The organism is Bradyrhizobium sp. SZCCHNGR1005, assembly GCF_032489995.1.
Taxonomy (GTDB): domain Bacteria; phylum Pseudomonadota; class Alphaproteobacteria; order Rhizobiales; family Xanthobacteraceae; genus Bradyrhizobium.
On record NZ_JAUEZC010000003.1, the window covers coordinates 86,170 to 112,536 of the forward strand.

Sequence of the window (26,367 nt, forward strand, 5' to 3'; positions counted from 1 at the left end):
ACCGGCAAGTGTCTAACTATCGTGCGGCTTTCGATCTGGCCTTCGCCCAGACAACTCGCGGCGATACTGATCGAATTGTCAGGGCCACAGTCCTTACGGCCGCCACAGCTCGATCACGGCCGGCTTGGCGGAACGATCGAGCCTCATCTTGACGTCGAGGACAAGCCCGCTGCCGTCGCGCAACAGCCGCTGCACCAGCGCCCAACCGTCGCCAATATAAGCATCATGCGCCACCGCCAGCACCACGGCATCGGCCGGGCGCAGCTTGTCGAGCGCCGTCAGCGCCACGCCATATTCGTCTTCGACCGTCCGTTCATCGGCCAACGGATCGGCGATCTGCACGTCGACGCCGAACGACTGCAATTCCCTGACGATATCGATGACCCGCGAATTCCGGATGTCGGGCACGTTCTCCTTGAACGTCATGCCGAGAATCGTCACCGTGCCGCTCTGGCCCTTGCGACGTAACAGCCCGCGGATGCATTCGCGCGCGATCCGCCGTCCCATCTCATCGTTGATGCGGCGTCCGGCCAATATCACTTCGGGATGATAGCCGGCCTTCTCGGCGCGATAGGTGAGATAATAGGGATCGACACCGATACAGTGGCCGCCGACCAGCCCCGGTGAGAACGGCAGGAAATTCCATTTGGTGGCGGCGGCCGCCAGCACATCACCGGTATCGATCTCGAGCGCCTGGAAGATCAGCGACAGCTCGTTCATGAAGGCGATGTTGAGGTCACGCTGGGTGTTCTCGATCACCTTGGCCGCTTCCGCCACCTTGATCGACGGCGCGCGATGGATGCCGGCCGTGACCACCGAGCCATAGACGCCGGCGACGATGTCGAGCGTCGCGGCGTTCTGCGCCGAGACCACCTTGGTGATGGTTTCGAAGCGATGCGTCTTGTCGCCGGGATTGATGCGTTCGGGCGAGTAGCCGACATTGAAATCCACGCCCGCTTTCAGGCCGGAGCCGCCTTCGAGGATCGGGACGCAATCCTCCTCGACTGCGCCGGGATAGACGGTTGACTCATAGACCACGATGTCGCCGCGCTTGAGCACCGCGCCGACCGTGCGCGTCGCCGCGAGCATCGCCGACAGATCCGGCCGGCTGGCTTCATCGATCGGGGTCGGCACGGTGACAATGAAGAAGTCCGCGCCACGCAGGTCGCTCGGCTCGCTGGTGAAGCTCAAGCCCGGCCGTTTGAGATCGGCGCTTTCGACCTCGCGCGTGCGATCGAAGCCGTCGCGCAGCTCCGCGACACGGCCGGCGTCGATGTCAAAGCCGGTGACCGGGCAGCCCCCGCGCGCAAAGGCTGCGGCGACCGGAAGGCCCACATAACCGAGGCCAATCACCGCAATCTTCCGGCCATGAGACATAAATTGATTTTCCAGACGTTTTCGAGGCCATTGACGCCACCCCGGCGACTGTTTAGCCACCGTAGCAACGGGACCGCAAGGGGTGCACCGCTGGAACGGTGAAAGCCTCTCGTGACGGGTCCGATAACCACACTCCGAGAGCCACGCCGAGACGAATTGGGCGTCTCACCCGGCTTGGACGGACCGAATCAGGGGCAAAGCCGGCCTGAATGCGTGCCTTTCTCATCCTTTTGCTTCGGATCGCGGTATCCCTGGCCCTGCTCTATCTTGCCCTGCGCGGGATCAATTTCGCCGCCATCCGGGAGCGACTGAGCCAGATCAGCCTCGGCTGGATCGTGCTCGCCGTTCTCATCACCTTGGTGCAGATCTTCATCGGCGCGCTCCGGTGGCGGGAGATTTCCGCGCTTTGCGGCGCGCCGCTGACCGATCTGCAGGCGTTCCGCTACAACATGATCGGCGCGTTCTTCAACCAGACCCTGCCGTCGTCGATCGGGGGCGATGCCGTGCGGTTGTGGCTGATCGGCCGCACCGGCGCCGGCTGGCGCGCGGCGAGCTATTCGATCCTCACCGACCGTGCGGTTGGGTTCATCGCGCTGGCGCTGATCATCGTCGCGAGCCTGCCTTGGAGCTATGGCATGATCGCGGACGAGAAGGGCCGCCTCGCATTGGTCCTAGTCGACATGGCGGCCCTGGCCGCCGGTGCAGGCTTCCTGATCTTCGGATATCTGCCGGGTGCCTGGATCAAGGCATGGTGGCCGACCCGGCACGTTCATGCCTGCTCCGTGATCACCAACAAGGTGATCTTCGGCAAGACGACGGGCGTGAAGGTCGCGGTGCTCTCCTTGTCGATCCACGTGCTTGCGGTCGTGATCGCCTGGTGCGCGGTGCGCTCGATCGCAGCACCTGCCGACTTCGAGCAGTTGTTCATGCTGACGCCGCCGATCATGCTGATCACGATGCTGCCGATCTCGATTGCCGGCTGGGGCGTACGCGAGGCAACGATGATGGTCGCGTTCGGCTACGCCGGGCTGGCTCCGGCCGACGGCACCGTGGTCTCGATCCTGTTCGGGGCCGTCTATTTCATCGTCGGCGGCATGGGCGGACTGGTCTGGATCTTCAGCGCGGAGAAAGGCGCGGGCGCGATGAGCATTCCGGCCGCCGCCCAGGACTGAACCGTCCGTATCGAACCGGCTAGCGCGCCGTCACCCAGGCGTCGTGCCAAGCTTCGGCCATCAGCACGTTCCACAGCCAGTAGGCATGATTGTGCCGGCCGCTGAGGTGTTCGCCGAACATGCGCGACACCCGCTTGGGCTCAAACAAGCCCTGCCGCTGCAGCCGCGCCGGCGACAAGAGATCGCCGGCCCAGGATTTGAGCGGCCCGCGTAGCCACGCATCGAGCGGAATGCTGAAACCTGTCTTGGGACGATCGATCAGCTCGGAGGGAACGTGGCGGTACAGCACCTGCCGGAGCAGCCATTTGCCGCGTCCCTCCCGCACCTTCATGCTCGGCAGAACCCGCGCAGCGAATTCGACGACATCCTTGTCCAGGAACGGCACCCGGGTCTCGAGCGCCACCGCCATTGCGGCGCGATCGACCTTCTGCAGGACATCGTCGCTGAGATAGCTCAAGGAATCGGCCAGCGTCATCCGATCGAGCGGATCGAGCGGCGCATCGATCCGCATCATCTCTTCCGCCGCCCAGCTTGCCCTCTCCTCGCCGTGCAGAACGCTCACAGCCGGCTCGCCATCGATCGAACACAGCGAGCGATACATCTCGTCGAACGAGTCGGCCGCGATGATGCGGGCGAGCTTGGCGACCTGATCGCCGGCGTGGCGCACGTTCAACCGCGCCGGCAAAAGCGGCTGCAGCAGCTTCAGGATCGTATCAGCCGGCTCCGGCGCAACGGCGCCGAGTAGCGTACCAGCCGCTCGGCGCAAGGTCACCGGCAGGCGGCCCAAGCGCGCCTGCAGCGCCCCGCCCCAGACATGCCGGTTGTATCCGCCGAACAGTTCGTCGCCAGCGTCTCCCGATAGCGCCACCGTCACATGCCGGCGTGTCATCTGAGACACCAGATGGGTCGGAATCTGGGAGGAGTCCGCGAACGGCTCGTCATACATGCGCGGCAAACCGGGGATCACGTCCATCGCGGTCTTCGCATCAACGTAGATCTCAGTATGCGCGGTGCCGAGATGGGCTGCGACCTTGCGGGCATCCTCCGCCTCGTTATAGGCACCTTCGGCAAAGCCGATGCTGAACGTGCGGACCGGCTGGCTGGCCTGGGCCTGCATCAGGGCGACGACGGTCGAGGAATCGATGCCGCCGGACAGGAACGCGCCCAGTGGCACGTCGGATAGGCATTGCCGCTTGACCGCAATGGACAACAACCGTTCGAGTTCGTCGATCGCCTCGCGCTCGTCGATCAGGCGCCGGCGCTGCGCGGCCATGACCTGATCACGCAGCGACCAATAGGCTTGCGGCTGCGGCAAGCTGCCGGACCTTGCATCGGCCGCGAAGGTAACAAAGGATGCCGGCGGCAGCTTTCGGATTCCATTCCAGATCGAAGCCGGTGTAGGCACATAGGAATAGCGCATGAAAGCGGTGAGCGCCGAACGATCCAGCACGGGCGCCCAATCCGGGTGCGCCGCGAGCGCCTTCAATTCGGAGCCGAAGACGAGATCCGCGCCGCTCCAGCCATAATAGAGCGGCTTTTCGCCAAAGCGGTCACGGGCCAAGGTCAGCGTACGCGCATCGGCATCCCAGAGCCCGAACGCGAACATCCCGATCATCCGTTGCAGCGTTGCCGGGATGCCCCATTGCCTCACGGCCGCGAGCAGCGTTTCGGTGTCCGAATGGCCGCGCCAGTTGGGCGCGGCGCCGGCTACCTCCAACTCCGCACGAATGTCGAGATGATTGTAGATCTCGCCGTTGAAGGTCACCGTGAAGCGGCCGCATGCGCTGCGCATCGGCTGCGCGCCGGCCTCGGACAGGTCGAGGATCGACAACCGCCGATGCCCGAACGCAACGCCCGCCTCTGCCTGGGTCCAGAGTCCCGAGGCATCGGGGCCGCGATGCGCCAGCGCTTCGGTCATCCGGCCGGCATAACCGGCTAACAGGTTTTCATCACCACCGCCGGGGCGGAGCAGGCCTGCTATGCCGCACATGGCGTACCACCCAAGCTGCGTGCACTGCGCCGCATCGTTCAGCCTTCCGTCGGTGGGCCGGCCAGGAACTCGTCGCGGTATCGGGCGAGAAAGTCGAGGCTCGGCCGGCTGGTGCCATAATAATACGCTGAGCTCAGCTGACTTTGCCAGCGCGACAACAGCGCCTCCGTGTCATATCCGGCCTCGAATTCCGCGGCGCGTCCGCTTGCCAACTCCACCACCTCCTTGGCGGTCTGCAGGATCTCCTCCGTCGAATTATTCCCGGGGTGTGCGCCGCTGCGGCCGAGCACAGCCGCATCGAACACGCGCCAGCGCCAGGGCGAGGATGTGAGCTGGCGCTGGGTGAGCATGGTCCCATCGCGCAAGCGAACCGGTTTCAGCGCGAACCGAACATTCTTGTTCCAGAGCTGCGCGTCTGTCGTGATCGCATTGACGATGGCGCAGGGCACCCCGAAGCTGATCGCGACATTGGTCAATCCGGAGGTCGTCCCGATGAACGCCCGCGCGTGCCGGATCAGATGGATGTCCATCAGTTCCGAGCGGAAATCGCTCAATGCATAGTCGATGGTCCGTTCCAGGGGCGGCAGCTTCGGCGAGTTCGGACCGCCGAGTTTGATGACCCAGCCGCCTTGAGCCGTGACGTACCGGATCGCATCCAAGGACGTCTCGATCGGCGCGTTCCGATGGCTCTGCCCGGTACCGTTGAACTCCAGATAATGGGCGGCGTCACGGGTATGCAGGCACACATACCAATCCTCGGGCCCCATGCCCCAAGCCTGGCGCATCTGCCGAAAGGCTGCGTCTGCAGTGCCCGCTGAGCCGTAAACGCGATCATAGGCCTCGCGCAACGGATGCCCGCGCCCCTGCCGCTCCCACTCGGCAATCGCAAGCGCGCCGGCGTCCTGCCAAGGCACGACGCGTCCATCCGGCAGACGGAAGGCATTGAAATTCAGCCCGTACCAGCGCTGCAGCGAAAGCAGCTCCTCGCCGAGCTGTTCAGACACGGTCTCTCCGATCACGACCACCTTGCCGAGCTCTTCGAACAGGCGAAAGAAGGCCGGATTGGCAATCAGCTCGGGACGCGCCACCAGCACCGCCCTGCCCGACCACCATCCGAGCTCACGCATCCGAAACAGGATGTCGAGCATTCCGAGATGGCCGATCTGGGTCGACCACTCCTCCGGAATCAACCAGAACTCGCCAAGCGAAACCCCGAGTTTCGCGAGCTGAGTCTCCAGCGCCGACGACAGCTGCGGCGGCATCTGCCCCTGCAGCTCGGATTGCGCATCCAAAGCGCGTTCATAGAGCCGCACACCGACCTCGCCGCGGCCGACATGGGTGACGCGCTGACCGGCGAAGTTGCAAAGATCGAACAGTCGCCCGGGCTCGCGGCAAAGAAAATCGAGAGGATTCGGAAGATATGTATTTGATGGGCGTGCCGCGATGTTCTGATGCGGGCGCAGCAAGGACAGATCGTTGCGGCATGCCCAGAACATGCTCTCGAGCGCCGCAGCCTCGTCGCCGACAATCATGTCAAATGCAGCCTTCAGAAACGCCAGTCTCGCCAGGGACTGCACGTGTTCCTGCTTGATCTGCGGCACGATCTCGCGGGCTTTTTCAAACTCGCCAAGCTCAAATATCGATCGAAGCAGCGCATAAGAGAGATCCGCCGAAACCGAAACGAGCCCGGCCGCGATGATCCGCTCGTACGCTTCCGCATAGGCCCCGATTCCAACGAGCACCCGGCCCGCCGATTTGCTGAAGGGACGGCAAGGTGCGCTCCAAAACCGAAAGTCGGGGCGATCGGCGAGATAAGATACGACATAGGGAAAATAGGCCTGACACAGACGCCCGCGCCCCCGAAGCTGCAAGGCATCGCATCCCACGAGGATCAGAAAGACGGCACGATGAGGTAGCAGATTGAGCAGCTTTCCGACGATCAGGAAAGCCAGATAAATCGAACGCCGGGACCGCAGGCCACCGACCGCTTTTCGGAATGCCATGCCGCTATGCCTTCCAAATCGACGAATCCATCGTGCCCGCCTCTCTTCCGACGGGCGAAGAACCGACCGTGCGCTCACTGCTCATGTCAGATGAAACGCTGGCTCCGGCTCCCAGGTTTAAAAAATCGATGCTGCCAAGAGCGGTTCGGCCGCCTCAGCCCGCAGACCAATACTGAGAATTGATCACCTTCAGTTGAAGCAACTATCATAGAGCGTGGCTCGATCAAAGCGGAAGATGTTGAGTTCGTTGCAGATGGCCAAGTAACAACCAACGTGCCGCATATCCGCGCAGATGTGTAGATGGCCATTGAATAGAGACCCAGATATCCGGCACAGGCCCAGGCATCATTGATCACAACTGGGCCACAAGAATTCGATTGCCGGTTACCTTGAGCGACCGATGGCCGGCCAAGGCAGGCGTTAGCGACTCGCTCGAGGCTGCCGCGAACTGATGTCGCCGAATGCCTGCTTGAACGCTTCGGTCTTGACGAGCTCCGCCGCAAGGCGCTTGGTAAACTTCTCGGCTCCTTTTTTATCGAGATGACCGCCTCCGTCGACGGTCGTAAGACCATCAAATGACGGCGAGATGAACTCGACATTCAACGCCTTGGCCAATTGCACCGCCTGCTGCACGCAAGCCTGGCTATGCGGCACCAGCATGAAGACCACGTGGCCGCCGACCTCCCGCAGAAAAACCCTCGCGTAGTTGACGATCTCAGGCGTCGTCTGACAATTCGGATCGCGAGCCAAAAGCATCGGCTTGTTACCGTCGGCAACATAGGCCGGATTGGCATCCAGCGTCATGTCTCCATTCGAGACATTGCGATACAGGCCCGTCGGCGCAAACTGGCCATTCTGCCAGGCCGCAACGATATCCTCGATGCGCCATCGCGTGTTGCGGCCGACGACGGTGCGATAGCCGGTTATTCGATTACGCCTGACGGCCTCGACCGGTATCTTCTCGGGTCCCAAGGTCACATTGAGATCGCTGCTGAAGAAATGCACAAACTGATCATCGACATTGATCACCCAGAGCGGGACCCGGATGTTCCAGCGATTGATCACCTGTCGGGAAAACTCGCCGCCACGGATACCGACGAAGCCCATGTTATAGATCTTCAGCCGGTCCAGCAGAGGAGCAGACTGCAATGTCCCGCGGTCGATCGCGTAATTTACGAAAGACGGCCCTAAAAACACGATATCCGAGGCCTTCACCGCGGCGACCGAAGAGCCGACATTGCTATAAAAAACATCTTGATCCTGAATTTGGGGAATTTTTCTGCCCCCGAAATCGCGATACCAGTTCGCGTCCGCGGGGCGCGCGATTTGAGAGAAGTAGTCCGGAACGGCTCCGCCGCTGGACGGCAATATAAAGCCCGAGAAAATGAACCCCACGACGAGGAACGGGCAGACCAAAATGCCCAGATATCTCCGCGCGGCACGCTTGAACGTGAAGCTTTGAGGCGTCAATTCAGCGCTTTTGATCATGAGCAACCGAGATTAAGGGCAAGGAGGACGGCCCGTCTGAGTTGTGCCCCCCGCAGAAACCTGATGTCCGTGGAACACGGGACGCGAGCTCTTGCTCGCAACTTGATTGCCCTTCGACGAAGCGATCTGCAGATCGGCCGCGCCTCATATCGTCGACCACGACGACGGTACGGCCCGATTCGCACCTGAAACCGAATCCAGACTGGGTGACATCACAGGCGCGAAGGTGGCCATGTCGGAACGGCTCGATCTCTGAACGACATGGATTGCAGCAGCAGCGATCAGACGTGGAGGAGTCAGAAGCTAATGGGTTGGAATGAGGAAGACCGACAGAGAAGACCGACAGACAAGGGTTCCGCAACGGGCTGCGCAGGCCCTCAACCTGTCCATACGTAGCTATAACAGAGCGGCTGTGAGGCGCAAGACGAGAACCTGCGGGTTTCCTCTGGAATCTTGATGACCGATATGTCCACGCGTCCAACCACAATTTCACCCCCGCGCGTGTCGGCCGACGAGAAGATTCCACCCAAACTTGGCAGACGTGCCAATCATTGATAAATCGCAGTCACATTAAGCAACGCGGGGAAACACTCACATGCTCTTCACGCAGTTTGAGTTTTTGTTCCTGTTTCTCCCTGCAACCTTGGCGGGTTATTTTCTTCTGGCCCGGTTCGTCGAGGCGCCCGTTGCGCGGCTGAGCTGGCTCGCCCTCGCCTCCCTGACCTTCTACGGCTACTGGGATGTGCACTTCGTTCCGATCATCGTGGTGTCCATCGTCTTCAACTACGCGATGGGGCTGCTGATCGCGCAGCAAAAGGGTAAGCCCCGCGGCTGGCTGTTCGCGGTCGCGATCGCCGCCAATCTCGGCGCGCTCGCCTTCTACAAATACACCAATTTCGGCATCCAGATCTTCAACGCGATTACCGCATCCAAACATCCTGCGCTTGCGATCGTGTTGCCGCTCGGCATCTCGTTTTTTACGTTCACACAGATCGCCTATCTGGCTGACGTCTATGGCGGCTATCCGCACGAAGGAAGCTTCGTGAAATACGGCCTGTTCGTCACCTATTTTCCCCACCTGATCGCCGGGCCGATCCTGCATCACCGCGAGATGATGCCCCAGTTCGGGTCCGACGAAAGCCGCAGAATATCGGCCGAGAAGATCGCGATCGGCCTCACCATCCTGACGATCGGGCTGTTCAAGAAGTCCTTCATCGCCGACAGCTTCGGCCTGATGGCCAGTCCTGTGTTCCAGGCCGCCAACTCGAATCACCTGCAGATGGCCGACGCCTGGGGTGGAGCGCTGGCGTATTCGCTGCAGATCTATTTCGATTTCTCCGGCTATTCCGACATGGCGATCGGCATCTCCACCATGTTCGGTATCAGGCTGCCGTTCAATTTCGATTCGCCCTACAAGTCGCAAAGCATCATCGAGTTCTGGCGCCGTTGGCACATCTCCCTGTCCCGCTTCTTGCGCGACTATCTCTACATTCCATTGGGAGGAAACCGCCACGGCGAGCAGCGCCGCTACTGGAATCTGTTCTTGACGATGCTGCTCGGCGGCCTCTGGCACGGCGCGGGCTTCACCTTCGTGATCTGGGGCGCGCTGCACGGACTGTTCCTGATCATCAACCATCGCTGGACCGCGCTGACGCAGAAGCGTCCCGCGCTCGAACGCTTGAGCCGTTCCTTCTGGTACCCTGTTGCAAGCCTCTGCCTCACCCAGATCGCGGTCGTCCTCGCCTGGGTGTTCTTCCGTGCCGACAATCCGAATGCCGCGATCCGGGTGATCAAGGGCATGATCGGACTGTCCAACCCGCAAAAGATCGGCCCGACGTCACTGGTCGATCACCGGGAGATGCTGATGATCTTGGCGGGCTATCTCGCCTGTCTCGCGCTCCCGAACGTGAACGCCATGTTCGCGCAGTGGAAGGTCGGTATCGAGACCTACCACAATCCCCGCCCGTGGAGCCTGCTGAACGTGAGCTGGCGCCCATCCGTCGTCTGGGCGGTGGGAACATCGCTTGGCCTCGTCGCGGCCATTTTGATGAACATCATCGCCGGGGATAACTCGCAGTTCCTGTATTTCCAGTTCTAATGCCTGGCCAGGTCGCGCGGAGCCCGAGCTAGTAGCACTCACCAATCAACATCGCAGCTCCAAGCTCGCGGTGTTGGGAGCTCATTCCGCACGCACCTTCGGAGCCATAGTATCGCAACACGCACATGATACCCACGAGACCCGCCGCCAACGCGAACACGGCGGCCCCCACCAAAATTGTCCTCAGCATTCCAGCACTCGATACAAATCGGGTTCCATAATACCGGAACCGTGGTGCAATACCAGCGGGTTCCCGACCGCAGTTGTCCCCAACCCCGAAATTACACGGATTGTGGAACCATTAGCCTCCTAGATAGTTGCCTTGCGCCTTCGCAACTTGCGGGAGAATCATACCGTTGCTGCCCTATTCCGCTGTTGTCTTGGCGCTATACGCCGTCCTGTTCCTTCCGCTGGTTGGTACGCTCGAATGGGCCGGCTGGCGCCTGGGCGCCACAGTTCCACTTTCGACCATTGCCGGGGAACAGCAGGCCGACCACAAGGTGCTGTGGCTCGGTAACTTCAAGGACTACGCCCCCTATAAGCTCGAGCGGATCAAGCTGGTCCGGCCCGAGGTGCTCCTGGTCGGAAGCTCGCGTTGCGGCCAAGCCCGTGCGCAGATGTTTCGTCCCTATAACGCGTATAATGCATGCCTGACGGCGTGGCCACTCGAGCATATCGTCGACTTCGTCGATCGGGCGACGTCGGATCGCAGGCCCCGTGTGGTGATCGTGGCGCTCGATTACTTCCTGTTCGGCGACTGGCTGGCCAGCGTCTGGCGCAAGGAGCGAACCATGGACTATCGCCAGGGCATCGACTCCTACCAGCGCAAGCTGCACGACGTAGTAGATTTCGGCGTGCGTACGAATTGGCGCTGGGACACCATCAAAGCCGCCGTTACCGGGGATGAGTACGAACCGATCGACCACAACCGACTGATCGGAACCGAGGCCATCCGTGGTCAGTTCGGCTTCCGTGACGACGGATCGATCTTCGTTGCTCCAGGCTATCGGCTGACATCCTCCGAGACTCTGGCCAAGGGCGCCGAATACGTCACATCGTCATTCCCTGGTGCTCAGCATCTGAGCGATTTGCAGTTCCGGCAACTCGCGCGCCTCTCGGAGCTGGCGCGGCAACGCGACTTTAGCGTCGTGGCCGTCCAGTACCCCTTTCTGAAGAGCGCGACTGACTTCCTCGACAATGACGAAACCTACCGGCCCTATTCAGGCCTGTGGCGCGAGTTGCGGAGCGAAGCGACGGTCCAGCGGCTATCCGAGCTTGGCATTCGTTTCTTTGATATGAGCCGTGCGCCGTTCGCGGCGGATGCCGGCAATTTCTTCGATCCGGCCCATCCATCGGAACGTGGCATGCTCCGCACCTTCCTCGCCTTGCTCGATCATAAGGATTTCCAGGAACTCTTTCCCAAGATCGACAAGAAAGCCCTCGCGGCCGACCTCGAACGGTCCGCCGGCGAACCGTTCGATCTCTATCATTGAGAATTCGCCGCCCGCATCGGGAGCGATAGGTGCGGAGCAGTCCGACAATTCACATTGCCGGCCTTGCCCGCACAGCCTGCCTGAAGGCATTTGTCTTGATCAGTTGCGCGGCGAGTTCGCGTGTAAATCGCTGCGCTCCATTCCTGTCGAGGTGACCGCCGCCGTCGACAGTCGTCAGCCCGTCGAACGAGGGCGCGATGAATTCCACTCCGAGCGCGTCGGCCAGTTCACGTGCCTGCTGCACGCAGGCCTGGCTGTGCGGCACCAGCATCAGCACGGCACGACCGCCGATCTCACTCAGAAACCGCTTGCCGTAAGCAACGATATCCGCGTTGGTATGACAGTCCGGATCGCGCGCAAGCCGCATCGGCCCGTTACCGGCGGCGAGATAGGCGGGATTGACGTCAAGGGCCATATCGCCATTGGCGACGTTGCGATAGATCCCGATCGGCGAAAAATGGCCGGTCTCGAGGGCAGCGATCGCATCCTCGACCCGCCAGCGGAGATTGCGTCCCACCACCGTCATAAAGCCGCGGATCCGGTCACGTTGGACCGCCGCGATCGGCACCTTTTGCGGCCCAAGGGTGACATTCAGGTCATCGCTGAAGAAATGCACGAACTGATCGTCCACATTAATGACCCAGAGCGGCGCGCGGATCTTCCAGCGTTCGATGATCCGGCGAGAGAATTCGCCGCCACGCAGACCGACAAAAGCAAGATTGTAAATCTTGAGCCGATCGAGCTCCGGAGACGACTGGAGGGTTTGGCGATCGATGGCGTAGCTGACGAACGATGGGCCGAGGAATACGATATCCGCATTCTTGACCGACGCCACGGAAGATCCGATATTGCTGTAGAAGATATCCTGATCCTGAATCTGGGGTACGCTGCGCCCACCGAAATTGCGATACCAGTTGGCATCGCCGTCGCGTGCGATCTGCGAAATAAAATCGTGCGCGGTACCTCCATCGTAGGACAGCCACGACGCCGTAAGCGCGATAAGCAGCGCAACGGCGGAACAGCTCCCCGCCAATGCGACCAGGTAGACGCGTAGATTGCGGCTCCTGGGCGGGAGCTCATTCAGGGTGCGAGCGGTAGTCGCCATCTTGCAGGTAGGACCTCCCGCGGCGCGCTGGTGCCGAGCGCGCTCCGCAGCCAAGCGCGACAGGGTGCTTCGATCATCGTGTATGTCACCCACGCCACTGCGGTTATGATCGCGACATACAGGCCGAGGCGCAACACAAATTCTACAACCGACGGTGTGTCCGGGTTTCCGATCATCGCGGGCCGAATGAGAAATGGATGCAGAAGATAGATCGAATAGCTGCATTCCCCGCCGACAACCACGGCCCGCGTCGCGAGAAAGCCGGCATGGCCATATCGGCTCGCCGCAACGAGAATGACCGAGAAGCAGATGACCTCGACGAGCCGCACGGAGATTTCGATCCAGACCGCGAAGTCGCCCCATCCGGGTTGGAGGAACAACGCCACCGGCACGGCTAGCAGCCCGGCCACGGCCAACCAGAACAAGACAGCGACGACGGCCTGCTCTCGTTCGCCGATCTTCCTCGTTTCCAGCTGCATATAAGCCATTGCCGCAAAGCAGCCCGCCAGAAACTGAGAGATGTGCAGATACGGTGAATAATAGGTCAGCCACTGCATCCCGCCATCGCCGAGACTCGGGGCGATCGCTCTCAGCAAAGCTGTCCCATGACTAAAGGACGCCCAGATCGCGACCGCAAAGACCAGAAGATTGAGCAGCGCAAGCAATGCGATCATCGGCGGCCGATCGACCCTCCGGAGGCCAAAGCACGCTAACGGGAATAAAAGATAGAAGAAGAGTTCGACGCTGATCGACCAGAGGTGCTGCAGCGAGGCGACCACGGCGACCATCATGGTTCCTCCGAGCGCCGGAAACCAAGCCTGGGTCATCGTCAGGATGAATCCGAGCGAGCGAAGGTCGACACCGCGCGACACCATGAAGTAGCCGACGATGCCGAGTACGACGACCGCATACATCGGATAAAGGCGCGCAAACCTCGCCACGGCAAACTCGCGCAATGCGCCGCTGAGCGGCATCGTTCGGAAGCTCGCCGCATAATTCAACCACAGCACGAACCCGCTCAGCACGAAAAACAGCGTCATGCCGACGCTGCTGATTTGCGCCACCAATTGCGACAGCCAGTCCTGCCGCAGCGACAGTGCCCCGTGCCCCACCGCCACCGTCGCCGCCGCAACAAAACGCAGGCCGGTCAATGAGCCGATGAATTGTCTTCCCCCCACTCCCACTCCGGACCCCTCGAATTGGATCTTCGCCAATCGTTCATAGCGGCATGTTTAAGGCTTCGCGCCAGGATTGTGTCGAACGCAAGACCAAGTTATGTGTTGGTCGGCACCTGCCACCATAGACGCGTCGACATTGCGAACGGAACCATTGATGGTGCGATCCGGAGGACTTCCCTTGATTTCTCAGGCTGGAGCGGAAACCGGGGATTCGCCTCATAAACGCGCTTCTCTGAACCGATCAGTTGAGGTATCGGTCCGGCCTCGCCGTCGAATCGGCGGGACTGATAGCACGCTTGCCGGCTATTATGCGTCGGAATTCGAGTAAGCCGGAGACGAAACCCTTGGACCACCTGATCGATACATCACGTGCGGACCAGGTCTGTCAGACGATCCGCGCCTCGTGCGAGCCCGACCAGACCATTGCGTTCGTCTCGGGTAATTTCAACGTCGTCCACCCCGGGCATCTGCGGCTTCTGAAGTTTGCCGCCGAGCAGGCCGACGTCCTGGTGGTCGGCGTCAATCCGGATTCCACGCCCGGCGTGACCCTGACGCAGGATATGCGGCTCGACAATGTGCGCTCGATCTCTTTCGTGCACCACGCGGTTCGCCTGGAGGATTCCGCGGCAGCCTTCATCCGCCGGCTTCAGCCGACAATCGTGGTCAAGGGGAAGGAGTTCGAGGATCGCGCCAATCCCGAGCAGGAGGCGGTGGACGCCTACGGCGGCAGGCTGCTGTTCTCCTCCGGCGAGTTGCGGTTCACCTCGCTGGCGCTTTTGGAACGCGATGCCAATATCGACATCTCCACGGTCAGGAAGCCGCTCGAATTTCCCAAGCGCCACGGCTTCGACATCTCGCAGCTGAAGGGCCTGCTCGGTAAGCTCGCCGGCATGCGGGTTGCCGTAATCGGCGACCTGATCGTCGATGAATACGTCACCTGCGATGCCGTCGGCATGTCGCAGGAAGATCCGACCATCGTGGTGACCCCGCTGATGACGCGTACCTTCGTCGGGGGCGCCGGTGCCGTCGCGGCCCATGCGCACGGCCTCGGCGCCGACGTCAGCTTTTTCACGCTGGTCGGCGAGGATGAAGCCGCACATTTTGCCCGCAGTACGCTCGAACAGCACGGCGTCAATTTCCAACATTTCACCGATCAGAGCCGTCCGACCACGCGCAAACAGCGTTTTCGCGCACTGAACAAGACGCTGCTACGGGTCAATCATCTGCGCCAGCATGCGGCCGATGCCGACATCCAGAAGCAGATGCTGACCGCCGTGGAGCGGGCGCTCAAGACCAGCGATCTGTTGCTGTTCTCCTGCTTCAATTACGGCTGCCTGCCGCAGGATTTGGTGGATGCGATCGCCGACCTGGCACGGGCGAAGGGGGTCATGATGGCGGCCGACAGCCAGGTCTCCTCGCAAACCGGCGATGTATCGCGCTTCAAGGGCATGACCCTGCTGACGCCGACCGAACGCGAGGCCCGCGTCGCACTCAACGACTTCATCTCCGGACTTGCGGTCATCAGCGAGCGGCTGGTCGAGCGCGCGCGAACCAAGAATCTCGTGATTACGCTCGGCGCGGAAGGCGCACTGATCAACACGATGGCAGACGGTACATTCACCTCCGATCGCCTGCCCGCCTTCAATCCCTCGCCCAAGGATGTCTCCGGCGCCGGCGATAGTTTCTTCATGGCCTCCTCGATGGGCTTGCGCGCCGGCGCCGATGTCTGGCAGGCTTCCTATCTCGGCTCGCTCGCGGCGGCGTTGCAGGTGTCGCGGGTCGGCAATCTGCCGCTGACCACCGCGGAGCTGGTCAGGGAAATCGACGAGACCGGCTTCAGCCAAGAGTAACGGATGCTTTGATGCGCGCGCTGCTTCTCGCGGCTGGAATTGGCAGTCGGTTGCGCCCGCTGACCGATACGACGCCGAAATGCCTGGTCCATATCCATGGTCGCCCGCTGCTGGATTACTGGCTGGACCTGGTGTTCGAGGGCGGCGTCGAACGCGCCTTGCTGAACACCCATTGGCTTGCCGATCAAGTGCGCGCCCACGTGGCGCAATCCCCTTGGCGCTCCCGCATCGACCTCGTTCATGAGGATGAATTGCTGGGGACCGGCGGCACCGTCCTCGCCAACCGAGACTGGTTTGGTCGCGAGCCGTTCCTCGTCGCCCATGCCGACAACCTGACCGACTTCGATGTGGCCGCCCTGATCGCCGCTCATCGCGGGCGACCGGCCGGGTGCATCATGACGATGCTCGCGTTCCGCACCGACGATCCGAGTTCATGCGGCATCCTGGAATTGGATCGTGAAAACAGGGTCATCGCCTTTCATGAGAAGGTCCAGAACCCGCCCGGGAACCTCGCCAACGGCGCCGTCTACATTTTCGAACCGGAGGTGATCGAGGACGTTGCGGCGCTCGGAAAGCCGATCGTCGATCTCTCCACCGAAATCATCCCGAACTATTTGGGACGAATTTTATGCGTGGAAACTGCAGGTTATCATCGGGATATCGGCAACCCGGAAAGCTTGCGCCGGGCGCATTTGGAGTTTAAGCACAAGCCGCGCCATGGTGGGGGCGCTTGAGGGCGGCTAACGTCGCTGGGGCTGATCGCGTTTTCCTGCCATAATTGATAGGGTGCGCCCGACCGAGGTCGGGAGGCGGCAGCGAGCGACGGGGAAATCGGCAAATGAAGATATTCGTGACCGGTGCATGCGGCTACAAGGGGAGCGTGCTGGTTCCCAAGCTCCTGAAAGCCGGCCATCAGGTGGTCGCCTTCGACATCATGTGGTTCGGCAACTTCCTCGATCCGCATCCCGACCTTACGGTTGTCCAAGGGGACGTTCGCAACCCCGATCAGATCGATCTCAACGGCGTTGATGCGATCATTCACCTGTCCAGCGTCGCGAACGACCCTTGCGGCGATCTCGATCCCAAGCTGACATGGGAGATCTCCTGCCTCGCCACGATGCAGCTCGCCGACCGTGCCTACCGCCACGGCATCAAGCGTTTCATCTACGCATCGTCGGGCAGCGTGTATGGCGTGAAGGAAGAAGAGCAGGTCACCGAGGATCTCGAACTGCTGCCGATCTCCGAATACAACAAGACCAAGATGTGCGGTGAGCGTATCGTGCTGTCCTACAAGGACGACATGGTCGTGCAGATCGTGCGCCCCGCCACGGTCTGCGGCTACTCCCCCCGGCAGCGCCTGGACGTCTCGGTCAATATGCTGACGATGCAGGCCTTGATGAACGGCCGCATCACCGTATTCGGCGGCGATCAGACCCGGCCCAACATCCACATCGACGATATCACCGACCTCTATCTCTTCCTGCTCGATCACCCAGAGCACACCGGCGTCTACAATGCCGGGTTCGAGAACATTTCGATCCTCGACATCGCCAGGCTCGTCACCAAGCACGTGCCGGCGGAGGTCGTGGTGACGCCGTCCAACGACCCTCGCAGCTACCGCGTCAATTCCGACCGCCTCCTGGCAACCGGCTTCCGCCCGAAAAAAACGGTGGAAGACGCGATCAAGGAGATCATCGGGATGTACTCGCAAGGTCAGCTCAAGAACGATGATCGCTGGTACAATCTCAAATGGATGGAAAAGGAAGTCGTGAAATGAACGTCCTCGCTTTCCAGACACCCGGCAAGCTGTTCGCTGACTACACCAGCCGTTTCAGCACCGTTCTGCAGGACTTCGACTGGAGCCCGGTCGAGCGTCTCGCCTATGAGCTACGCGATTGCTGGCAGACCGGCCGCCAAGTGTTCTTCTGCGGCAATGGCGGCAGCGGCGGCAACGCCAACCACCTCGCCAACGATTATCTCTATGCGCTGTCGAAGACGCCCGGTTCGGGCCTGCGCGTGCACTCGCTGGCGGCCAATCCTTCCGTCATCACCTGCCTCGCCAATGACGAAGGCTATGACCAAGTGTTCTCGCTGCAGCTCGCGGTGCTCGCGCGCAAGGGCGACGTGCTGATCACCTTCTCCGGCTCCGGGAATTCGCCGAATATTCTGAAGGCCCTGGAAGAGGCGAAGAAGCTCGGCATGACCAGCTATGCCGTGCTCGGTTTCTCCGGCGGGAAGGCCAAGGCGCTCGCCGACGTGCCGATCCACTTCGCCGTCAACGATATGCAGATCGCCGAGGACGCCCAGATGGTGATCGGCCACATGATCATGCAATGGCTGTACGCCCAGCGTGGCGACATCACCCCTGCACGTGAGGGCTGACGGACCAAACGATGGCGGGACACGAAAAGTATCTGATCCTGGGCTCGAACTCGTTCTCGGGCGCGACCTTCGTCGACTTCCTCGCGGCAGCCGGTCACGACGTGATCGCGACCAGCCGCTCCGACGAGCCGCACGACGCTTTCCTGCCGTACAAATGGCAGAAGCGGCCGGGCAGTGTGCGATTCAAGCGGATCGACCTCAACCATGATCTCGACGCGCTGAAGGCGCTGCTGGCGGCCGAGCGGCCGACCCACGTGGTGAATTTTGCAGCACAGAGCATGGTCGGCGAGAGCTGGCTCTATCCCGACCATTGGATGATGACCAACGTCGTCTCTGCGGTGCGGCTGCACGACCTGCTGCGCAACTATGACGGGCTCGAGCGCTACGTTCACGTCACCACGCCCGAGGTCTACGGCTCGACCGAGGGCTGGGTGCGCGAGGACGCGCCGTTCAACCCCTCGACCCCCTATGCGGTGTCGCGCGCCGCTGGCGACATGAGCCTGCGCACCTATTTCGCCAACTACCAGTTCCCGGTGGTGTTCACCCGCGCGGCCAATGTCTATGGCCCGGGGCAACAGCTCTACCGGATCGTGCCCCGCACCATCGTGGCGGCGATGACCGGCCAGAAGCTGCGCCTCGACGGCGGCGGCAAGTCGGTGCGCGTGTTCATCCACATGACCGACGTGTCGGACGCTACCGTGAAGATCGGGCGCAAGGGCACGCTCGGCGAGACCTATCACATCTCCGGCTATGAGCTGGTCTCGATCCGCACCCTGGTCGAGATGATCCTGGCTCGCCTCGGCAAGAAGTTCGAGGACTGTGTCGAGATCGGACCGGAGCGTCCCGGCAAGGACACCGCCTACACGCTCGACAGCTTCAAGCTGCGCACCGAGCTCGGCTGGCGCGACACGTTCTCGCTTGAACAAGGCATCGACGACGTAATCGCCTGGGCACGCCGGTTCGAGGCCGATATGGCCAAGCTGCCGACCAAGTACGACCACAAACCCTGACGCCCCCGACGACCCCGCGCTTCGTTTGCGAAGCGCCACTGGAGAGCACGATGAACGTTGCAGTCCGGAGCACCGCGAGCAGTCCTGATACGGCTGCGCTGAAGGCGCAGGCCGCCAGGCTGCGCGGCAAGATCATCGAGATGTCGCACAAGGCGCAAGCCGCCCATCTCGCCTCGTCGCTGTCCTGCGCCGACGTCCTGACCGCGGCCTATTGGCACGTGCTCAACATCGATCCCGCCAAGCCGAGCGATCCCTTGCGCGACCGCTTCATCCTCTCGAAGGGCCACGCCGCCGCGGCGCTGTTCGCGACCCTGGCGATTAAGGGTTACTTCCCGATCGAAGAGCTCGATACCTATTGCCAGGACGGCGGCCGGCTGGCCGAACATCCGCCCGCGAACCTGTTGCCCGGCGTCGAGGCCGCCACCGGCTCGCTCGGCCACGGCCTGCCGCTCGGCTGCGGCATGGCGCTGGCCGGCCGGATCAAGGGCGAGACCTACCGCGTGTTCGCGCTGCTGTCGGACGGCGAGAACAACGAGGGCTCGGTGTGGGAAGCGGCGATGTTCGCCGCCGCCCAGAAGCTCGAAAACGTCTGCGTCGTCGTCGACTACAACAAGTGGCAGGCGACCGCGCGCTCCAACGAGACGCTGATGCTGGCGCCTTTGCGCGACAAATGGGCCGCCTTCGGCTGGGATGCCCATGAGATCGACGGCCACGACGTCGGCGCACTGGCGGAAGCCATGCAGAACATCCCGAACGGCTCCGGCAAGCCGGTGGCGCTGATCGCGCATACCGTGAAGGGCAAGGGCGTGTCGTTCATGGAGGACGACAACAACTGGCATTATCGCGCGCCGACTGCGGACGAGGTGGTGAAGGCGTTCAAGGAGCTTGGCCTGTCATGAGAAACGCATTCGCTGACGAACTGACCAAGCTCGGCAACGAGGACAGCCGCGTCGTCATGCTGTCGGGCGACATCGGCAACCGCCTGTTCGACAAGTTCAAGGACAAGCACCCGTCGCGTTTCTTCAACTGCGGCGTGGCCGAAGCGAACATGATGGGCGTTGCCGCCGGCATGGCGATGAACGGCCTGCGCCCGGTCGCCTACACCATCACCCCGTTCGTGACGACGCGCTGCCTGGAGCAGATCCGCACCGACGTCTGCTATCACGAAGTACCGGTGACGATCGTTGCGGTCGGCGCCGGCCTCGCCTATTCCGGCCTGGGCCCGACCCATCACGCCTGCGAGGACATCTCGTTCCTGCGCTCGATCCCGAACATGGTCGTGATCTGCCCGGGCGACGCCTTCGAAGTACGCGGCGCGCTGCGCGCGGCCATGCAGCAGGACCGCCCGGTCTATATCCGCATGGGCAAGAAGGGTGAGCCGGTCGTTCACAAGGGCCCCATTGCGGATTTCAAGATCGGCAAGGCCATCACGATCGAGGAAGGCTCCGACGTCTGCCTGCTCTCGACGGGCAACATGTTGCCCGAGGCGATCGAGGCCGCGCACAAGCTGAAGGATAAGGGCATCTCGGCCGAGGTCGTCAGCTTCCACACCGTCAAGCCGCTGGACGACGAGAAGCTCAAGCAAGCCTTCGCCCGCTTCAAGCTGGTCGCGACCATCGAGGAGCATTCGCTGATCGGCGGCTTCGGCGCCGCCGTGTCCGAGTGGCTCGCCGACAGCGAAACGCAGCACAAGAAGTTCCTGCGCTTCGGCACGCCCGACGCCTTCTTCAAGAAGTCCGGCGAGCAGGAATATGCCCGCGAGGTGCTCGGGCTCACCGGCCACCAGATCGCCGACAAGATCGCCCACGCGTTGAACTGAGAAATGTCATGAAGACCCAAGCTGCGCTCCTGGTCCAGACCGGCCAACCCTTGGTCCTGGCCGACATCGAGACCCCGGCCTTGAAGCCCGGGCAGGTGTTGGTCGAGATCGCCTATTCCGGTGCCTGCGGCACCCAGGTGATGGAATGGCGCGGCGACAAGGGCGAGGACAAATGGGTCCCGCACTGCCTGGGCCACGAAGGCACCGGCACGGTGCTCGATATCGGCAGCGCCGTCACCAAGGTCAAGGTCGGCGACAAGGTCGTGCTGTCCTGGATCAAGGGCAGCGGCATCGAGGCCGGCGGCGCCGTCTATGACTGGGACGGCAAGAAGGTCAACGCTGGCGGCGTCACCACCTTCCAGCGCCATTCGGTCGTCAGCGAGAACCGCCTGACCCTGCTGCCGCCGGACCTGCCGATGGATGTCGCCGTGCTGCTCGGCTGCGCGGCGCCGACCGGCATGGGCGCGGTCTACAACGTGCTCAAGGTCCAGCCCGGCGATGCGGTGGCCGTGTTCGGCACCGGCGGCATCGGCCTGAACGCGCTGATGGCGGCGGCGCTCGCCGGCGCCATGCCGGTGATCGGCATCGACCCCAACCCGACACGCCGGGCCTTGGCCCAGCTCTATGGCGCGACCCATGTGATCGACGCCTCCGGCGACGTGCTCTCCGAGATCAAAAAGATCGTGCCGCAGGGTGTTGATCTCGCGGTCGAATCCTCCGGCATCCCCGCCGTCATGGAGCAGGCGATCAATTCGACCCGCCAGCAGGGCGGCCGCGCGGTGGTGATCGGCAATGCCAAGCATGGCGCGGTGCTGCCGCTCAATCCCGGCGTTTTCAACCAGGGCAAGAGCCTGCTGGGCACCTGGGGCGGCGACAGCGTCCCGGATCGCGATTACGGCCGCTACGGACGGCTTCTGAGCTCCGGCCGCTTCCCGGTGCGGGATCTCCTGTCCAAGCCCTACAGCCTCGCCCAGGCCGACCAGGCGCTGCAGGACCTTGCCGCCGGCAAGGTCGGCCGGCCGCTGATCGACATGTCGCTGGCTTAAGTCCAGGCCATGCGGATCGGGATCGACTTCGACAACACGATCGCCTGCTACGACGGCGTGTTCCACGCCGCCGCGCTGGAGCGCGGCCTGATCCCGGCCGACCTCGGCCGAGACAAGAACAGCGTGCGCGACCACCTCAACGGCTCCGGCCGCAAGGACGACTTCACGGAGCTGCAGGGCTATGTCTACGGCGCCCGCATGGACCTGGTGTCGCCCTACCCCGGCTTCGCCGAGTTCGTCGCCGCGGCCCGGGCCGCGGGCCATGACCTGTTCATCGTCAGTCACAAGACCAGGCACCCCATTCTCGGGCCGAAGCACGACATGCACGCCGCCGCGCGCGGCTTCCTGACCGATCGCGGCCTGATGGGCTCGGGGGCGGCGCAGATCGATCCGGCGCGAGTATTCTTCGAGCTGACCAAGGACGACAAGGTCGCCCGCGCGCATGCGCTCTCCTGCGAGGTGTTCGTCGACGACCTGCCGGAAATCCTGGGCATGAGCGGCTTTCCGGACGGTACGCGCAAGATCCTGTTCGATCCGGAAGGCCAGTTCGCAAGCCAGGCCACGCCGTATGAGCGCCGCGGCTCCTGGGCGGAAATCGCGGCGGATTTCGCCCGTGAACGCGCCTGAGGCGGTCAACGAAACCGATGCCGCGCTGCTGGCGCTCGCGCAGCGCCTGACGGCGCAGGCCGGCCGGCCTGCCCCCAAGGCGCTGACCCGGCTTGCCGGCGGCCGCAACAACCAGGTCTACCGTCTCGAGGCCGACGACGGCCCGCTGGTGCTGAAGCGCTATTTCACCGACGCCCGCGACAGCCGCGACCGGCTCGGCGCCGAATGGAGCTTCATCAGCCACGCCTGGTCGCGCGGCATCCGCGCCGTGCCCGAGCCGCTGGCCTGCGACCGTGCCGAGCAGGCCGGGCTGTACAGTTTTATCGAAGGGCGCAAGCTCACCGCAGCCGAGCTGACGCCTGGTCATGTCGAGGCCGCGATCGAATTCGTGCTCGCGGTGAATGCCCGGCCCCGCCCCGCTTTGGCGCCGGGATCGGAGGCGTGCTTCTCGCTCGCCGAGCACATTGCGACCGTTGAGCGGCGCGTGGCGCGACTCGCGACGCTCGATTCCGAGGTGCCGCATGTCGCGGAGGCCCGGCAGTTGGTGTCGGCGCAGCTGCAGCCGACCTGGGCGGCCGTGAAGGCGGGCATTCTGAGCGGCGCCTCCGCCGAAGGGCTTGCCTTGGACGCAGCCATTTCCGCCGATCAAAACTGCCTCTCGCCGTCCGATTTCGGCTTCCACAACGCGCTGATCGACGATGCCGGCAAGCTCACCTTCCTCGATTTCGAATATGCCGGCCGCGACGATCCGGCCAAGCTGGTCTCGGACTTCTTTTGCCAGCCGGAGGTGCCGGTGCCGCTTGCAGTGCACGAGCATTTCATAGAGCGCCTGACCCAGGGACTCGGGCTCGATGCCGCGAGTGTGGCGCGCTGCCGCCTGCTGCTCGATGCCTACCAGATCAAGTGGACCTGCATCATCCTCAACGACTTCCTACCGCTCGGCGCGGCCCGCCGCGCCTTCGCTGACACCGGCGCCTGGGCCGAGCGCTGTGCCGCGCAGCTCGCCAAGGCGGAGGCGAAGCTCGAGCTGGTCGGCGCCGACGACACCCCGTAATCGAACATCCCCACCTCTCCGGAGAAATTCATGGCCTATCGCGAGTTCGTCAGTCTCGTCCACAAATCGACCAAGCGCGATTACCTCGCCCGCGTCACCCAGCGCGACAAGGCGGACGTCGCGGAAATGGCGATCAAGTACGACTACGACTATTGGGACGGCAGCCGCGAGACCGGCTATGGCGGCTACAAATATGACGGCCGCTGGCGCAAGGTGGCCGATGCGATGATCGCGACCTACGGCATCAAGCCTGGCATGCGCGTGCTCGACGTCGGCTCCGGCAAGGGCTTCATCCTGCACGATTTCCGCGAGGCCATTCCGGATCTCGAGGTCGCCGGCATCGACGTCTCCTCCTATGGCGTCGAGCACACGATGGAAAGCGTGAAGCCGTTCTGCCAGGTCGGCACCGCGGCCAAGCTGCCGTTTCCCGACAAGCATTTCGACCTCGTCATCTCGATCAACACGCTGCACAATCTCTACAACTACGATCTCGACGCAGCGCTGCGCGAGATGGAGCGCGTCAGCCGCGGCGCCAAATATCTCTGCGTCGAGGGCTACCGCAACGAGCGCGAGAAGGTGAACCTGATGTACTGGCAGCTCACCTGCCGCATCTTCCACACCCCCGAGGAATGGGCCTTCGAGTTCAAGCGCTCCGGCTACACCGGCGACCACGAGTTTATCTTCTTCGAATGAGCTGAGGTACAGACGTCAGCCGGCCTTCTCGCGGCGCATTCGGCGCCCGAGTTCTGCGACCGTACTCCCCTCTCGATCGAGAGGGCGCAGGAAAGGCCGGGAGCTGGCCGCCCCCATGGCCCCCGTGCAGACAAGAATGCACGGGGCAGGAACCACAGGTTCAGCCGAAACATCCCGGCCTTCCCTGCGCGGTGGGTTGACGGCTTACTTCGCGCTCTCCCTGGTGCACCGGGCTTTTTGGCCACCATATCGCGACAACGCGCTGACGCGCGTTGCGCTGGACACCAGCGTCGGGGTGTCAGGACCACGCGACTTGACCGTGCGTCTCGCCGTTGTCGTCTGCATGATGATCATGCTCAACGCCGATCCGCCCACCGCCGCCCACCTCCACGTTCGTGACGATCGCGATCCGCCCCTCTTCATGAGGTGGGTTGCGCAAGAGAATGCTGGTGATTTGCCCGACACGCCAAGCGAAATCTTTTTGCGCGACATCTGGACAGAGGTGATCGTTTTGAACGTGCTGGCGAAATCGCTTTTTGGGCGCAGTATGCACTCAAGAGATTGCTTGAGCCGTTGGTGATGAGCCTCCAAGGCTGCCATGCAACTCCGGGTAAGCAACACGAATTCGGCCTGTGGCCGTGATCCACCTGTAGCGTCCCTCTACGAAGGGGTCCGGTTCGGATCCGGACCACGTCAACCTGGAGCCCGGGCTGCAGCGTTCCACCATTGCAGCGAGTGGTTGATCAACGGTCAATTGCAGGATATGGCTGGCCTATCTGCGAAGCGGCATCGTCGGAATCGACATCTTCTTCGTTGTCTCGGGTGACCTGATCACATCGATCATCGTCATGAAATACATGCGCGACGAGCGTCTCGATCTGCCCCACTCGCACTCACAATAGGACGCCCTGAGGCAACGTAGGAGAGAGGGAGCGGCCAAAAAGAAAGCTACAAAACATCCGGCCGATTTTGCGAATTTCGCAAAAAAACTCTATAGAGAGCGGGCGCTTGCGACAAGGGTGGAGGGGACAACCGATGACCAAATCGTTGAAGGTGGCGATCGCCGAGGGCCTGCCGCCCCAGACCCTCTTCCGCCTGCGTTCCATCAAGCGCGCACTGATGGGCCAAGCGCCGCTGGAGCCGCCTCAAGCCGGTCCCAGTCGCCAGCCTGAACCGACACCACCGAAGCCTGAGCCGGGACCGCCGGCCGTCGAACTTCCGCCCCAGCCCGAGCCACGCACCAAGCAGACCGAGGCGCTCGAGCGGCTCGACGCGCACAAGATCAGCGCCCCCTATCTATTTTTCGACGTTGACGACGTGCTGATCCTGCCGGCCAAGGAGATCGCGCGCACGCTGACCCTGAGCGTGATGTACATCAATAGTGCCGACGTGAGGGGCGACATCGCTGAGTTTGGCACCATGGGCGGCTTCACAGCGCGTACGCTCGCCAATGCGATGGTCTTTGACCCGCGCTACCAGCCAAATCAACCGCTACGGAAACTTCGTCTCTTCGACAGTTTCGAAGGCCTGCCGGAAATCACCGCGACGGTCGACCTCGAGTCGCAGCACGTGAAGTCCGGAACCTGGTCCAGGGGCGGCTGCCGGATCCTTAGTGCCGCCGAGTTGCAAACGATGGTCGAGGCGATCATTCCGCCGAGCCGGGTCCAGATCTACGAGGGTTGGTTTGCCGATACCGTCAAGACGCTGCCCGACGACACTCGACTTGCCTTGATCCACTTCGACGGCGATCTCTACTCGTCGACCATGGATGCGCTGGTTCCTTGTTTCGAGCGCGGCTTTGTCTCCAAGGGAGCAGTGATCTGCTTCGATGACTGGAATTGCAACGAGGCCGATCCGGAAGCCGGTGAACGGAAGGCTTGGGCAGACCTCGTCAACCGGTTCAAGATCGTCGCCAGCCACTCCGGCGACTATTCGATCCAGGGCACGAAGTTCATTATTCATTCCTACCGCGGGATGAAGCCACGGTCGGCTTGATCGTTCGG

22 protein-coding genes are annotated in these 26,367 nt (G+C 62.4%); 16 read left to right on the plus strand and 6 right to left on the minus strand.

The features are described from left to right. Positions 1-93: 93 nt before the first annotated feature. The gene (locus QXZ85_RS12700; protein WP_315729584.1) at positions 94-1,377 is read right to left on the minus strand and encodes a nucleotide sugar dehydrogenase; all 1,284 of its coding nucleotides are present in this window, start codon (positions 1,375-1,377) and stop codon (positions 94-96) included. Between the two features lie 209 nt (positions 1,378-1,586). Between QXZ85_RS12700 and QXZ85_RS12705 the strand changes: the two genes are divergently transcribed. After that, the gene (locus tag QXZ85_RS12705; RefSeq protein ID WP_315704386.1) at positions 1,587-2,549 is read left to right on the plus strand and encodes a lysylphosphatidylglycerol synthase transmembrane domain-containing protein; all 963 of its coding nucleotides are present in this window, start codon (positions 1,587-1,589) and stop codon (positions 2,547-2,549) included. Positions 2,550-2,568: 19 nt separating this feature from the next. Here the strand turns inward: QXZ85_RS12705 and asnB are convergent, their stop codons facing one another. The 3 genes from asnB to QXZ85_RS12720 form a co-directional block, all read right to left on the minus strand. After that, positions 2,569-4,539, minus strand: a complete 1,971-nt coding sequence (gene asnB / locus QXZ85_RS12710; RefSeq protein WP_315704387.1) for an asparagine synthase (glutamine-hydrolyzing) — start codon at positions 4,537-4,539, stop codon at positions 2,569-2,571. 38 nt (positions 4,540-4,577) lie between these two features. Continuing rightward, positions 4,578-6,542 carry a TIGR04372 family glycosyltransferase gene (locus QXZ85_RS12715; protein ID WP_315704388.1) on the minus strand — a complete coding sequence of 655 codons (1,965 nt, stop codon included), beginning with the start codon at positions 6,540-6,542 and terminating at the stop codon, positions 4,578-4,580. 420 nt (positions 6,543-6,962) lie between these two features. Next, positions 6,963-8,030, minus strand: coding sequence for a hypothetical protein (locus QXZ85_RS12720; RefSeq protein WP_315704389.1), 1,068 nt, complete (start codon positions 8,028-8,030; stop codon positions 6,963-6,965). Between the two features lie 595 nt (positions 8,031-8,625). Between QXZ85_RS12720 and QXZ85_RS12725 the strand changes: the two genes are divergently transcribed. Then, on the plus strand, positions 8,626-10,128 hold the full coding sequence (locus QXZ85_RS12725; protein ID WP_315704390.1) for an MBOAT family protein: 1,503 nt from the start codon (positions 8,626-8,628) through the stop codon (positions 10,126-10,128). A 356-nt stretch (positions 10,129-10,484) separates the two neighbouring features. Further along, positions 10,485-11,621 (plus strand): hypothetical protein, encoded by a 1,137-nt coding sequence (locus QXZ85_RS12730; protein ID WP_315704391.1) that lies wholly within the window; start codon positions 10,485-10,487, stop codon positions 11,619-11,621. A gap of 49 nt (positions 11,622-11,670) precedes the next feature. Here the strand turns inward: QXZ85_RS12730 and QXZ85_RS12735 are convergent, their stop codons facing one another. Together QXZ85_RS12735 and QXZ85_RS12740 are read right to left on the minus strand one after the other, a co-directional pair. After that, positions 11,671-12,780, minus strand: a complete 1,110-nt coding sequence (locus QXZ85_RS12735; RefSeq protein ID WP_315704392.1) for a hypothetical protein — start codon at positions 12,778-12,780, stop codon at positions 11,671-11,673. Continuing rightward, positions 12,702-13,904 carry an acyltransferase gene (locus QXZ85_RS12740; protein ID WP_315704393.1) on the minus strand — a complete coding sequence of 401 codons (1,203 nt, stop codon included), beginning with the start codon at positions 13,902-13,904 and terminating at the stop codon, positions 12,702-12,704. Before QXZ85_RS12740 ends, QXZ85_RS12735 begins: the two co-directional genes overlap by 79 nt. Before the next feature lie 308 nt (positions 13,905-14,212). On the opposite strand from QXZ85_RS12740, the gene QXZ85_RS12745 reads away from it, so the two are divergent. The 13 genes from QXZ85_RS12745 (at position 14,213) to QXZ85_RS12805 (ending at position 26,359) form a co-directional block, all read left to right on the plus strand. Next, the gene (locus QXZ85_RS12745; RefSeq protein ID WP_409977718.1) at positions 14,213-15,754 is read left to right on the plus strand and encodes a PfkB family carbohydrate kinase; all 1,542 of its coding nucleotides are present in this window, start codon (positions 14,213-14,215) and stop codon (positions 15,752-15,754) included. Between the two features lie 11 nt (positions 15,755-15,765). Then, positions 15,766-16,488, plus strand: a complete 723-nt coding sequence (locus QXZ85_RS12750) for a nucleotidyltransferase family protein (RefSeq protein WP_315704395.1) — start codon at positions 15,766-15,768, stop codon at positions 16,486-16,488. Between the two features lie 104 nt (positions 16,489-16,592). Continuing rightward, positions 16,593-17,531, plus strand: coding sequence for an SDR family oxidoreductase (locus tag QXZ85_RS12755; protein ID WP_315704396.1), 939 nt, complete (start codon positions 16,593-16,595; stop codon positions 17,529-17,531). Next, complete coding sequence (locus tag QXZ85_RS12760) at positions 17,528-18,136, plus strand: SIS domain-containing protein (protein ID WP_315704397.1); 609 nt, start codon at positions 17,528-17,530, stop codon at positions 18,134-18,136. The genes QXZ85_RS12755 and QXZ85_RS12760 overlap by 4 nt, the downstream gene beginning before the upstream one ends. 11 nt (positions 18,137-18,147) lie before the next feature. Further along, the gene (locus tag QXZ85_RS12765) at positions 18,148-19,146 is read left to right on the plus strand and encodes an NAD-dependent epimerase/dehydratase family protein (protein WP_315704398.1); all 999 of its coding nucleotides are present in this window, start codon (positions 18,148-18,150) and stop codon (positions 19,144-19,146) included. A gap of 50 nt (positions 19,147-19,196) precedes the next feature. After that, on the plus strand, positions 19,197-20,045 hold the full coding sequence (locus tag QXZ85_RS12770) for a transketolase (RefSeq protein ID WP_315727746.1): 849 nt from the start codon (positions 19,197-19,199) through the stop codon (positions 20,043-20,045). Next, complete coding sequence (locus tag QXZ85_RS12775; RefSeq protein WP_315704400.1) at positions 20,042-20,965, plus strand: transketolase family protein; 924 nt, start codon at positions 20,042-20,044, stop codon at positions 20,963-20,965. The genes QXZ85_RS12770 and QXZ85_RS12775 overlap by 4 nt, the downstream gene beginning before the upstream one ends. 8 nt (positions 20,966-20,973) lie before the next feature. Continuing rightward, positions 20,974-22,011: a zinc-binding dehydrogenase gene (locus QXZ85_RS12780; RefSeq protein WP_315768526.1), complete on the plus strand. Its 1,038-nt coding sequence runs from the start codon at positions 20,974-20,976 to the stop codon at positions 22,009-22,011. A 9-nt stretch (positions 22,012-22,020) separates the two neighbouring features. Next, positions 22,021-22,638, plus strand: a complete 618-nt coding sequence (locus QXZ85_RS12785) for a hypothetical protein (RefSeq protein ID WP_315704402.1) — start codon at positions 22,021-22,023, stop codon at positions 22,636-22,638. Next, the gene (locus QXZ85_RS12790; protein WP_315704403.1) at positions 22,625-23,671 is read left to right on the plus strand and encodes an aminoglycoside phosphotransferase family protein; all 1,047 of its coding nucleotides are present in this window, start codon (positions 22,625-22,627) and stop codon (positions 23,669-23,671) included. Before QXZ85_RS12785 ends, QXZ85_RS12790 begins: the two co-directional genes overlap by 14 nt. A 30-nt stretch (positions 23,672-23,701) precedes the next feature. Next, a complete protein-coding gene (locus tag QXZ85_RS12795; protein WP_315704404.1) occupies positions 23,702-24,364 on the plus strand; it encodes a class I SAM-dependent methyltransferase in 663 nt (220 codons plus the stop codon). 313 nt (positions 24,365-24,677) lie between these two features. Then, positions 24,678-24,944 carry a hypothetical protein gene (locus QXZ85_RS12800; RefSeq protein ID WP_315732584.1) on the plus strand — a complete coding sequence of 89 codons (267 nt, stop codon included), beginning with the start codon at positions 24,678-24,680 and terminating at the stop codon, positions 24,942-24,944. A 455-nt stretch (positions 24,945-25,399) separates the two neighbouring features. Further along, positions 25,400-26,359, plus strand: coding sequence for a TylF/MycF/NovP-related O-methyltransferase (locus QXZ85_RS12805; RefSeq protein WP_315704406.1), 960 nt, complete (start codon positions 25,400-25,402; stop codon positions 26,357-26,359). Positions 26,360-26,367 lie beyond the last annotated feature (8 nt).